Origin of the sequence: Streptomyces vinaceus (genome assembly GCF_008704935.1) — a bacterium.
Lineage (GTDB): Bacteria > Actinomycetota > Actinomycetes > Streptomycetales > Streptomycetaceae > Streptomyces > Streptomyces vinaceus.
The window spans coordinates 4,711,344-4,723,470 of the sequence record NZ_CP023692.1; the positions used below are offsets into that span (position 1 = coordinate 4,711,344).

Sequence of the window (12,127 nt, forward strand, 5' to 3'; positions counted from 1 at the left end):
GCCATCCGGACGCGAACCGGACGCGAACCGGATCGAGCGGCACGACGAAGAAGGCCCCCGCAGCTCTCGCTGCGGGGGCCTTCTTCTCGTCTGTGCGCCGCCAGGGACTCGAACCCCGGACCCGCTGATTAAGAGTCAGCTGCTCTAACCAACTGAGCTAGCGGCGCCTGCTGACAGAGAAAACTCTACCCCACCTCCAGCGGTGCTCGTGACCAGCCGCGCCCGCCTTGTCCGATTAACCCATGTTTGGGGGGTTTATCGTGCACGATATGTCTGGGCCGAGCCGAATCTGATGCCCCGACAGATGCGGGGCCCGCCTGACCAGCGACGAGCAGGGGAGTGGACGGAACCGCATGACGATCCAGCCTCCGATGCATGTGCCGATGCCTGCACCGACGATGCCGGCAGCGATGCCTATGCCGATGGCCGCCTTCGAGGAGTACGAGCCCGCGGGCGACTGCCCCTGCCTGGGGTGCGCGCAGCGCCGCCGCGCCCTCGCCCGCGCGCGGGCCATACCGCTCCGGGACGGCGGCCACCCGGCCGCGCGCGGGGCCCGCCGGGCGCTGGTACTGGCCACCGCCGCGGGCGTGGTCCTGGGCGGAGGCGGCTCCGCGGCACTGGCGGCGGCCACCCCGGTCCCCGGCCCGGGGCCGGTCTCCCTCGACACCCCCGGTGGCTCCCCGCAGGGCGGCCGGTCCCCGCTGCACGGACGCCCGGCCCCGGCGAAGCCGGCGGGCGCGCCGGGGGCGCCGTCGGCCGTCAAGCGGATCGACCGGACGTCGATCATCACGCGGGCGAAGGTGTGGCTGGACGCGAAGGTCCCGTACAGCATGTCCACGTACTGGTCCGACGGTTACCGGCAGGACTGCTCCGGCTACGTCTCGATGGCCTGGAACCTTGGTACGAACGAGTGGACCGGCAGCCTCGACAAATTCGCCACCAAGATCACGAAGGAGGAGCTGCTGCCGGGGGACATGCTGCTCTTCCACAACCCGTCGGACCCGACGAACGGCTCCCACGTCGTGCTCTTCGGGGGATGGGTCGACGAGACGCGCACGCACTACGTCGCGTACGAGCAGACCCGGCCGACCACGCGGAAGGGCGCGACGCCGTACGGCTACTGGAACAACGCGACGAAGTACGTGCCGTACCGGTTCAACGGGGTGACGGGCGGCCTCGCCGAGGACCCGGCGGCGACCGACCCGAAGCCGGCGGTCCCGACGGTCTTCCCCGGAGCCACGCAGTTCGGGCCGGGCGCGAACAACGAGCACGTCGCGCAGCTGGGCCGGATGCTGATCGAGCGGGGCGGGCGGCGCTTCTACCCCAAGGGCGCGAACACGGCGTGGAGCGACGCCGACCGGCTGGCCACGCAGGCCTTCCAGAGCGCGCAGGGCTGGACGGGCGCCGACGCCGACGGCATTCCGGGCGCGCACACCTGGCAGCTGCTGGTGGAGCACAAGGGCAAGGACATCCGCCCCACGGTCGACGGCGCCCCGGGCTCCCCACCGCGCCCGAGCCCGGGGGGTACCCCGGGCACGGCGGGCGGCCCGGGCGGGGCAGCCAAGCCGGGGGTCCCGGGTACGCCGGGGAAGCCGGGTACGGCGGGCAGACCGAGCACCGCGGGCAGGCCGGGGAAGCCGGGTACGGCGGGCAGGCCCGGAGCGGCGGGCAGGCCGGGGGTCCCGGGTATGCCGGGGAAGCCGGGCCATGTCGGGGTGCCGGCCGCCGCCGGGACGCCCGGCAGGCAGACCGGGTTGCCGGGCTATCCGGGACTGTCGGTGTTCCGTCCCGGGTCCTCGAACCCGTTCATCACCGCCCTTGGCCGCCAACTGGTGAAGAAGGGCTTCGGCAAGAACTACACGTCCGGCCCGGGGCCCCGCTGGAGCGAGGCCGACCGTCGCAGTGTCGAGGCCTTCCAGCGCGCCCAGGGCTGGCGCGGGGCCGAGGCCGACGGCTACCCGGGCCCGGAAACCTGGCGCCGGCTGTTCGCATGACGGAGGCAACGATGTACCCCACGCGCACCACCTCGACGACCGGCACCTTCCGCATCCCGCCGGCGCCCCCGCAGGCCGCGGCGGTCCGGGCCACGGGCGACCTGTACGCCCCGGCCCTCACCTCCCGGCCGACCACCCCGCCCCCTCCGGCCGCGAGCGGCACCCCGTTCCCGCCCACGGCCTGGGCGGCTCCTGTGCCGCAGTCGGCCGTCGGTGCGGCTCAGCCCGGGCACGAGCCCCTGGCCGGGGTCAATGCCCAGCTCCCGTACGGGACCAGGGCGGAGGCGGCGCCGGACCGGGTGACCCCGCTCGCGGCGGAGCCCGCCCTCGGGGCCGAAGCCCGGGCCGCGAGCACGGTTCCACCTGTGGCCCGGACCAGGTCGGAGTTCGGCCGGGCAGCCGTGGCCGGGACCGGGACGGCGCCTGAGCCTGCGGCCCGGGCCGCGGGCGGGTTGTCCCTGGCCGGGGCGGAGCCCGGCCTCGCGGCCGAGGCCCAGTCCGCGGCCCCGAGCGGGGCGGCGGCATCTGCGGTTGGTGCTTCGGGCGGGCTGTCGCAGCCTGGGGCAGGGGCCGGCCTCGCGTCCGTGGCCCCGACCGGGTCGGAGCTTGAGCCTGCGGCCGGGGCTCCGGAGGTACCGTCCCCGCTCGGGGCGGAGCCCGGGCTCGCGGCCGAGGCTTCGGCCGCGAGCGTGCTCCCGTGCGTGGCGCCGAGCGGGTCGGCCGCGGAATCTGCGGCCGGGCTGTCGACGCCCGGGGCGGAGCCCGGACATGCGGCGGAGGCCGGCGCTGCCGTGATTCCGGCGCCGCACTCGGCCCCGCCGGTGGCGGCGGCTGTGCCTCCGGGATCCTTCGAGTCTTCGGCCGCGACCGGGACCGCGCGAGCAGGTCAGTCCGGTTCGGGGGCCGAGGCTCCGGTCCGGGCGCTCGGAACGGTGGTCGGCGGTCCGGAGGCCGCGGCGCCGGGGGCGGACGCCGGGCAGTCGGTTCCGGCCGGGACGGTCGCCCTGCCGCACGGGCGGCCGGCGGCGGAGGCAACCTGGAGCGAGGTCCCGCCGGCCCGGAGCCGGGTCGAGCCCGAGCCGGTGCACGCGCTGGCCGGTGCGGGCGAACGCGCCGAGTCGGGCGGGAGCCCGTACGGCCACGAGCCCGAACACCTGGGCTCCGTACCGGCCCCGGCGCACCCGCACTCCTCCGGGGTGCCCACCCTGCGCCTGCGCGCCGAATCCGCACCCCCGGCAGGCCCCGACACGCAGCACCCGACCGAGACCGGCCCCGGCGCCTTGCGTTCGCCCGCCGAGGCCGGAGCCCGGGAGGTCCAGGCCGGATCCGGGTCCGAGCCTGCGCGGGAGGTCCCGTACGTCCCGCAGCCGCAGGCCGGGGCCGGAACCGACGCGGAAGCCGCGCCCCGCACCCCGCAGCCCCCCGCCGGGGACGACCGGCCCGGGTCCGAGCCCGCGCGGCAGGTTCCGTATGTCCCGCAGCCGCAGGCTGACGCTGACGGCGACGCCGGGTCCCGGGCGCCGCAGCCGTACGCCGGGGCGGAGTCCGGCGGTACGCAGTCGCCCGCCGGGGACGGCCAGGCGGCCGGGTCCGCGCGGGAGGTTCCGTGCGTCCCGCAGCCGCAGGCCCTAGCAGGGGCTGCGGCCGATGCAGGGCAGCGTGGTCCGCAGGGGGACGCCGGGGGGCAGGGAGGATCCGGAGCCGCGGTCGCTGCCGAAGCCGGGCCGAGGGGCCCGCACACCGAGCCGGGGGTGGGCGGGTCCGCGAGCCCCTACGACGACGCCGGGCCGCGGGCCGGGGCCCGGATCGGGCAGGTCCGGCCCGTTGCCGGGGGCGACGCGGGCCACCCCGCGCAGCGGTACGGCGAGCCCTGGCCGCCCGGGGCGCCGGCCCCGCACGCCCCCTCCGCGATCGGAGCCGGGGCCGAGTCCCCGAGGGACATCGCGGCGCGGGCCGTGGCGCGGGGGATGGGGGAAGGGGACGGGGATATGCAGGGCCTGCCGCAGGTCGCGCCGGGGCGCGGTGCCACGGCGGCCGAGGTGCCCGCGCACCTGCCGTTCCCCGCGGACTCCCGCCCGGCCGCCGGCCGGGGCGCCTGGCCGGCCACCACCACCCAGGCCGCCCCCGCCGCCACCCCCACCCCCGCCGCGCGCCCCCGCCCCGTACGGGCCGAGCCCGGGCGGCGGGTGCCGCGCGGGGACGAGCGGCTGCGGGAGCACCGCGGGCCCGTGCTGCCCGGCTGGGTCGGCGTCGGCGTCGGCGCCCTCGCGCTCACCGGCTGCCTGGCGGTGCTCTGGCGGGCCGGGGCCGTCCCCGCCGCCTTCGTGGCCGCCTTCGGCGCGACCCCCCGCGCCTACCAGGGGCTCCAGGCCACTCACTGGCCCCCGCTCGCCTTCCTCGGCATCGTCGCGCTGCTCGCGCTCGGCGGACTCGGCCGCGCCAAGGCCGGCCACGCCTGGGTGCTCACCCTCTTCGGCCGCTACCGCGGCACCGTCCGCCGTACCGGCCTCACCTGGGTCAGCCCCCTCCTGCTGCGCCGCCGCGTCGACGTCCGGCTGCGCCACTGGCGCAGCGAGCCCATGCCCGCCGTGGACTCCGGCGGGCTGGCCCTGCGGGTGGTCGTCCAGGTCGTCTGGCAGGTCAAGGACACGGCCCGGGCCACCCTCGCCGTCGAGGACCACACCGAATACCTCGCCGAGCAGGTCGAATCGGCCATGGCCAGGGTCCTGTCCCAGCTGCCCGCCGACGCCTTCCACGAGGACGCCCCCACCCTGCGCGACTCCGAAGCCGTCGGCGACGCGCTGACCCGGATGCTGGCGACCGAGACCGAGGCGGTCGGGATCGAGGTGTACTCGGCGCAGCCGACCCGCATCGAGTACGCCCCCGAGGTCGCGGAGGCCATGCGGCGGCGCCGGGTCGCGGCGATCGACGCCAAGCACCGGGACACGGTGCTGACCTCGGTCGTGGACGCCGTCGACGACACCGTCCACCGGCTGACCTCGCGCGGGCTCGTCGAGCTCGACGACTACGAGCGCAAGGCCCTCGTGAAGGACCTCACCGTCGCCTTCTACACGGGGCGCCCCGAGTAAGAGGCCCGAGGGGCGCAACAGCCGGAACAAGCGCAGCTGACGGAGAACGGGTGGCCGGTATACATCGGGCCACCCGTTCTCCCATTGGTCTGGACATGGCCAACTCCCGTCAATAGCCTGGTACTTGGTCTAGACCTACATCCCCACGCGTGCGCACGCTCTCATCGGACCTCCCCCCACGTTCAAGGAGCATCATGCGTTCCATCCGCATGCCCAGACGAGCCGGCGCCGCCACGCTCGGACTCGGCGTCATCGCCGGCCTGGCGCTGCTCAGCGCCCCCACCGCGAACAGCCACGGCTACACGGACACCCCCATCAGCCGCCAGAAGCTCTGCGCCAACAAGACCGTCCCCGACTGCGGCCCGATCCAGTGGGAGCCGCAGAGCGTCGAGGGCTACAAGGGCTTCCCCGCCGCCGGTCCGGCCGACGGCCAGATATGTTCCGGCGGGCACAGCGAGTTCGCGCAGCTCGACGACCCGCGCGGCGGCGCCTGGCCCACCACCAAGGTGACCAGCGGGCAGAGCTACGCCTTCCGGTGGCAGTTCACCGCCAACCACTCCACCACCGACTTCAAGTACTACGTCACCAAGAACGGCTGGGACCCCACCAAGCCCCTCACCCGCGCCGCCCTCGAATCCCAGCCCTTCCTCACCGTCGCCTACAACGGCGCCCGGCCCGCCATGACCACCGTCCACCAGGGCACCATGCCGAGCGGGAAGACCGGCCGGCACATGATCCTCGCCGTCTGGACCGTCAACGACACCCCCATGGCCTTCTACGCCTGCTCCGACGTCCAGTTCTGACCCGCGGGCCGGGCCCGTTCATTTCTGACGTCGCGTCAGCTACCCTCCGGCTCCATGCGGACGACACCCGGAACCGTGGCGGAGCTCATAGCGCGCCAATGGGGCGACCACCGGCCGGGGCTGATGTACGGCGGCAGTACGCACACCGCCGTCCTCGGCCGCCACCGGTGCGCCCAGGAGGCCGCCGCGCGCGCCGCGCTGCTCGTCGACCTCATGCCGGCGGGCCGGGACGCCGAACCGCACATCGGGGTGCTGCTCGACAACACACCCGAGTTCCCCTTCTGGCTCGGCGCGGCGGCCCTCGCCGGGGCCGCCGTCGCCGGGATCAACCCCACCCGGCGCGGTCCCGAGCTGGCGCGCGACATCCTGCACACCGACTGCCGGATCCTGGTCACCGAGCGCGCCCACCTGCCGCTGCTGCGCGGCCTCGACCTGCCCGGCGTACGCATCCTCGTGACCGACTCCGAGGAGTACGCCGCCCTGCTCGCCCCCTACGCGGGCGCGAAGCCGGGCGAGGCGGTGCTCGCCGCCCCCGCCCCCGGCTCCCGCTTCCTCCTCTACTTCACCTCGGGCTCCACCGGCGCCCCCAAGGCCGCCGTCTGCAGCCAGGGCCGGCTGGCCGCCGCCGCGGACTCGCTGGTCCGGCAGTTCTCGGTCACCGCCGAAGACGTCCACTACGTCTGCATGCCGCTCTTCCACGGCAACGCCGTCATCGCCGACTGGCTGCCCGCCCTCGCCGGGGGCGCGTCCGTGGCCCTGCGCCCCCGCTTCTCCGCCTCCGGTTTCCTGGACGACGTCCGCGCGTACGGGGCGACGTACTTCACCTACGTCGGCCGGGCCGTCCAGTACCTGCTGGCCACCGAGCCCCGCCCCGACGACCGCGAGCACTCCCTGCGCCTCGGCTTCGGCACCGAGGCGGGGGCCGTGGACGCGGCCCGCTTCGCCGAGCGGTTCGGGGTCCGGCTGGTGGAGGGGTACGGGGCCACCGAGGGCGGCGCCTCCGTCCAGCGCACCCCGGACACCCCGCCGGGCGCCCTCGGCCGGGCCGGGGCCGGGGACGACCTGGCGGTGATCGATCCGCAGACGGGTACGGAGTGCCCGCCCGCCGAGCTGGACGCGCGGGGCCGCCTCCTCAACGGCTCCGCGGCCATCGGCGAGCTGGTCAACCGCGGCCGGAGCCTGTTCGAGGGCTACTGGCGCAACCCCGAGGCGCAGGCCGCCCGGACCCGCGACGGCTGGTACTGGACGGGCGACCTCTTCTTCCGCGACGCCGACGGGTTCCTCTACTTCGCGGGCCGTACGGACGACCGGCTGCGCGTCGACAGCGAGAACCTCGCGGCGGCGGTGATCGAGAACATCCTGGCGCGCTGGCCGGCGGCCGTCGCGGTCGCCGTGTACGCGGTGCCGGACGAGGTCGCCGGCGACCAGGTGATGGCGGCACTCGCCCTGGAGGAGGGGGAGCGGTTCTCGCCGGAGGCCTTCTCGGCGTTCCTGGCCGCCCAGCCGGACCTGGGCACGAAGATGTCCCCGCGCTACGTGCGGATCGTGGAGTCCATGCCGGTGACGGCGACCAACAAGATCCACCGGGCCGCGCTGCGCCGTTCCGGATTCCGCTGCCCGGACCCGGTGTGGTGGTCCCCGCCGGGCGGCTCCGGCTACCGGCCCCTGGAACCGGAGGACCTCGCCGCCCTGCTGGCGGCGTACGAGGCGCACGGCCGCGCCGAGCTCCTGGAGCGCTGACCCGCGCGCGCCGACCCGCGCGCCGACCCTGATCCCGGCGTACGCGGGTACTGGTTTTGAGCACCCCTGAGGAGCAGGTAGTATTTTCTCTGTCAGGCGCCGCTAGCTCAGTTGGTTAGAGCAGCTGACTCTTAATCAGCGGGTCCGGGGTTCGAGTCCCTGGCGGCGCACCTGTACTTCGGGCGGTTCCCGGTTCACCGGGAACCGCCCGAAGTGTTTTCCGTACTCGTCCCGCCCGGCGGCTCGGGCCCCCGGCGGCTCAGAGCGTGAGCGACAGCAGCAGGGGCGCGGCCTTCCGGTTCAGCTCCTCCGCCGCGGCCCGCAGCCGGTGCGCGTGCTCGACCGGCATCGACAGGGCCAGGCAGCCCACCGAGGCCCCGGCCGTGATCGGCACCGCGGCGCAGACGGTACCCACCGCGTACTCCTGGAGGTCCAGCACCGGAACCGTGGCCGGCTGCGCGTCCAGCTTGGAGAAGAGGATCCGCTCGTTCACGATCGTCTTCGACGTGAGCCGGGCGATCTTGTGTCGCGAGAGGTGGTCGCGCCGCCCGTTCTGGTCGAGCTGCGTCAGCAGGCACTTGCCGACCGCGCTGGCGTGCGCCGCCGAGCGGAAGTCGACCCACTCGTGCACCTTCGGGGTGCGCGGGCTGTCCGCGAACTGGGTGATCTTCACCTCGCCGTCCACGTACCGGCTGATGTAGACCGCCGCGCCCACCGAGTCGCGCAGCCGGTCCAGGGTGTCCTGGAGCTTGTTCTGGAGGGCCTGCTGCCTGTCCACCCCGGAACCGAGGAGGACGAGCGAGTCGCCTATGGCGTAGGCGCCGTCCGACACCTGGAGCACGTACCCCTCGCGGCGCAGCATGAGGAGCATGGGTGCGAGGTGGGCCGCGGGCAGGCCGGTCTCGCGCGCGATCTGTACGTCGGTCACGCCGCCGGTATGGCGGGCGATCGTTTCGAGTACGCGCAGGGCGTACTGCACCGAGTGGAACGGCGCGGTCGGCTCGGGCTTCAGCGCCACGGTTTCCCCCTAGCAGGTTGTTACCGCTTGCCTTACCACGATAGCCATCAAGAGGCCCACGTGGAGCGCCTGTTGAGGAGATTGATGGCTCATTCGCGCCCCCCTGCCTGCGCCTGCACCATTGGCATATGCCAAGGTCACGCCCGCTGTCCGGGGATGCCGGGAATGCCCGCGCGCCACCGATGGTTCGAGTTCTTCGTACGGACGGCGAAGCGAGGCGGGAGCGACTATGAGTGACACCGGGGACGCGGGTCGGGACGCGGGTCGGGGTGCGGACGCGGGCGGCCGCGAAGATCGCGGAGCCCGCGGGGCCCAAGCGGATCCGATCCGGGGTGTCATACGCGGTGACGCGCCGGTGCCGCTCTCGGTGCTCGACCTCGTCACGGTCGGCAGCGGCAGCACCGCCCACGACTCCCTGCGCACGAGCGTGGCCATCGCCCGCCTCGCCGAGTCCCGCGGCTACCACCGCCACTGGGTCGCCGAGCACCACTCGATGCCCGGGGTGGCCAGCTCCTCCCCGGCGGTGATCCTGGCCCACCTCGCCGCGCACACCTCCCGCATCCGGCTCGGCTCGGGCGGGGTCATGCTGCCCAACCACGCGCCGCTCGCCATCGCGGAGCAGTTCGGCACCCTGGAGGCGCTCGCCCCGGGCCGCGTCGACCTCGGGCTCGGCCGCGCCCCCGGCACCGACGGCCGCACGGCCGCCGCCCTGCGCGGACCCGGCCGCCTCGACGAGGCCGCCGAGGAGTTCCCCCGGCAGCTCGTGGAGCTCACCCGCTTCCTCGACGACGACTTCCCCGACGGGCACCCGTACGCCCGCGTCCACGCGGTGCCGGGTCCCGTGCAGGGCCCCGCCGGGCGGCCGCCGCTGTGGCTGCTCGGCTCCTCCGGGTTCAGCGCCCGCCTCGCCGCCGAGCTCGGCCTGCCGTTCGCGTACGCCCACCATTTCTCGGCGGCCGGCACCCTGCCCGCGCTCGACCTCTACCGCCAGACCTTCCGCCCCTCGGCCGTGCTGGACGCCCCGTACGCCGTGATCGGGGTCTCGGCGCTCGCCGCCGACACCGACGCGCAGGCCCGCGCCCAGGTGCTCACCGGCGCCCTGTCGATGCTGCGGCTGCGCAGCGGCCGGCCCGGGCTGATCCCGACGCCCGAGGAGGCGGCGGCGTACGCGTTCTCCCCGCTGGAGCGGGAGTTCGTGGACGGCTGGCTCGCGAACGTGGTCCACGGCACGCCCGAAGAGGTCCGCACCGGGCTCGACGACCTGGCCAAGCGCACGGGTGCCGACGAGCTGATGCTGACCGCCAACGCCCATGGCGGCGCGGCCCGGCTGCGCTCGTACGAACTCGTCGCGGACGCGTACGGGATGCCGGTGGTAGCCCCGTGAGCTGATGGAACGCGCGCGAACGGAGTTCGGCTGGTTTGTTGCCGAAACCTTGCGGGAGGGTGTCCTAAGGCACCCTTAAACCGCTCGTCACCCGGGGTGGCGGGCGGTTTTTTCTCTGCCCGCAAGGCTCTGACAAGGGCGTTTGCGCGGCGAGTGGTCTAGTCCTTCTTTGGTCCAAACCATTGACGCGGACCTCGGGTGATCGCTATCACTTCTCCCACCCGAACCACTCGCTTCCCCCTCCCACCCCCCGGAGGCAGTTCATGCACATCCGTAAACCCCTCATCGCGGCCGCCGCCACGGCCGCGCTGGCAGCCGGAGCGCTGGCTGGCTTCGCGGGGCTCGGCACCGCGCAGGCCGCCGACTCGGCCGTCGCCGCGGGCGCAGGCGGCAACGTCAAGATCGCGTACTACGACCAGTGGAGCGTGTACGGGAACGCCTTCTACCCCAAGCACCTCGACACCCGCGGCATAGCGGGCAAGCTGGACGTCATCAACTACTCGTTCGGCAACATCCACCCCACCAACCTCACCTGTTTCGAGGCGAACAAGGCGGCGGGCGACGACAACAACCCCAACGCCGGTGACGGCGCGGGCGACTCGTACGCCGACTACCAGAAGTCCTTCAGCGCCGCGGACAGCGTCAGCGGGGTCGCCGACAAGTGGGACCAGCCGATCGTCGGCGTCTTCAACCAGTTCAAGCAGCTGAAGGCCAAGTACCCGAACCTGAAGATCAACATCTCGATCGGCGGCTGGACGTACTCGAAGTACTTCAGCGACGCGGCCAAGACCGACGCCTCCCGCAAGAAGCTTGTCTCCTCCTGCATCGACCAGTACATCAAGGGCAACCTGCCGGTCGAGGGCGGTTACGGCGGCCCCGGCAGCGCGGCCGGCATCTTCGACGGCATCGACATCGACTGGGAGTACCCCGGCTCCTCCGGCGGCCACCTGGGCAACCACTACGCCCCCGAGGACAAGCAGAACTTCACGCTCCTGCTCAAGGAGTTCCGCGAGCAGCTCGACGCGTACGGCGCGGCCAACGGCGGCAAGAAGTACCTGCTGACCTCGGCCCTCCCGGCCGGCCAGGACAAGATCAAGTACATCGAGACGGACAAGATCGGCGCGTACCTCGACTACGCGAACATCATGACGTACGACATGCACGGCGCCTGGGACGGCGACGGGCCGACGTACCACCAGTCCCCGCTGTACTCCGGCACCAACGACCCGACCGACCCGATCGCCCCGGGCACCGAGAAGTACAGCATCGACAACGCCATCGACTCCTGGATCGACGGCAAGCCGGCCTACGGCATCGCCGGCGGCTTCCCGGCCAACAAGCTGACGCTGGGCTACGAGTTCTACTACCGCGGCTGGAAGGGCGTCCCCGCCGGGACGGCGGGCGGCCTCGCCCAGCCCGCGACCGGTGCTTCCGGCGCCCGGCCCACCAGCCAGCAGGCCGGCATCGCCAACTACAAGGAGCTCGGCGGGATCGTCGACAACCCGTCGGCCACCTTCTGGGACGACCAGGCCAAGGCCTCGTACTTCTACAAGGACGGCGAGTTCTTCACCGGCCTGAACCAGAAGTCCATCCAGGCCCGGGTCGACTACGGCAAGCAGCGCGGTCTGGCCGGAGCGATGATGTACTCCCTGCTCGGCCTGGACAACAACACCACGCTGCTGAACCAGATCTCGGACGCCCTCGGCGGCACCACGCAGCCCCCGACCACTCCGCCCACCACGCCTCCGACGACCCCGCCGACCACCCCGCCCACGACGCCGCCGACCACCCCGCCGACCACGGGCTGCGGCTCGACCCCGGCGTACGTCGCGGGCACGGTCTACACCGGTGGCCAGGAGGTCTCCTACAACGGCCGCAAGTACAAGGCCCAGTGGTGGACGCAGAACGAGACCCCGGGCACCACGGGTGAGTGGGGTGTCTGGAAGGACCTCGGCGCCTGCTGATCTCCCCCCACCCCGCGCCGAGCGACACCCCGCCCCGCACCCGGTTCCCCCGGTGCGGGGCGGAGGTGTGTCACATGGTTGCCGGATTCCGGACACCGCTGCGTGGTGGTCTCGCTACGCTCGGCCACAGGTGAA

Annotated in this window: 7 protein-coding genes and 2 tRNA genes; 7 read left to right on the forward strand and 2 right to left on the reverse strand. The window is 73.7% G+C overall.

The window, feature by feature from the left end; translation table 11 throughout:
• Positions 1-93: 93 nt before the first annotated feature.
• Positions 94-167, reverse strand: a tRNA-Lys gene (locus tag CP980_RS21275).
• Between the two features lie 249 nt (positions 168-416).
• Between CP980_RS21275 and CP980_RS21280 the strand changes: the two genes are divergently transcribed.
• From CP980_RS21280 to CP980_RS21300, 5 genes are all read left to right on the forward strand, one after another.
• On the forward strand, positions 417-1,994 hold the full coding sequence (locus tag CP980_RS21280) for a peptidoglycan-binding protein (RefSeq protein WP_189998575.1): 1,578 nt from the start codon (positions 417-419) through the stop codon (positions 1,992-1,994).
• 11 nt (positions 1,995-2,005) lie between these two features.
• Positions 2,006-5,083, forward strand: a complete 3,078-nt coding sequence (locus CP980_RS35945) for an SPFH domain-containing protein (RefSeq protein WP_268257419.1) — start codon at positions 2,006-2,008, stop codon at positions 5,081-5,083.
• 209 nt (positions 5,084-5,292) lie between these two features.
• The gene (locus tag CP980_RS21290; RefSeq protein ID WP_150530308.1) at positions 5,293-5,886 is read left to right on the forward strand and encodes a lytic polysaccharide monooxygenase auxiliary activity family 9 protein; all 594 of its coding nucleotides are present in this window, start codon (positions 5,293-5,295) and stop codon (positions 5,884-5,886) included.
• 54 nt (positions 5,887-5,940) lie between these two features.
• Positions 5,941-7,626 carry an AMP-binding protein gene (locus CP980_RS21295; RefSeq protein ID WP_150528833.1) on the forward strand — a complete coding sequence of 562 codons (1,686 nt, stop codon included), beginning with the start codon at positions 5,941-5,943 and terminating at the stop codon, positions 7,624-7,626.
• A gap of 96 nt (positions 7,627-7,722) precedes the next feature.
• Positions 7,723-7,796: transfer RNA gene (locus CP980_RS21300), tRNA-Lys, on the forward strand.
• An 89-nt stretch (positions 7,797-7,885) separates the two neighbouring features.
• On the opposite strand, the gene CP980_RS21305 is transcribed toward CP980_RS21300, so the two are convergent.
• Positions 7,886-8,644, reverse strand: a complete 759-nt coding sequence (locus CP980_RS21305; RefSeq protein WP_132754968.1) for an IclR family transcriptional regulator — start codon at positions 8,642-8,644, stop codon at positions 7,886-7,888.
• Between the two features lie 229 nt (positions 8,645-8,873).
• On the opposite strand from CP980_RS21305, the gene CP980_RS21310 reads away from it, so the two are divergent.
• Both CP980_RS21310 and CP980_RS21315 read left to right on the forward strand, forming a co-directional pair.
• On the forward strand, positions 8,874-10,028 hold the full coding sequence (locus CP980_RS21310) for an LLM class flavin-dependent oxidoreductase (RefSeq protein WP_132754970.1): 1,155 nt from the start codon (positions 8,874-8,876) through the stop codon (positions 10,026-10,028).
• 263 nt (positions 10,029-10,291) lie between these two features.
• Positions 10,292-11,992, forward strand: a complete 1,701-nt coding sequence (locus tag CP980_RS21315; protein WP_123514251.1) for a glycosyl hydrolase family 18 protein — start codon at positions 10,292-10,294, stop codon at positions 11,990-11,992.
• The last annotated feature ends 135 nt before the right edge of the window (positions 11,993-12,127 follow it).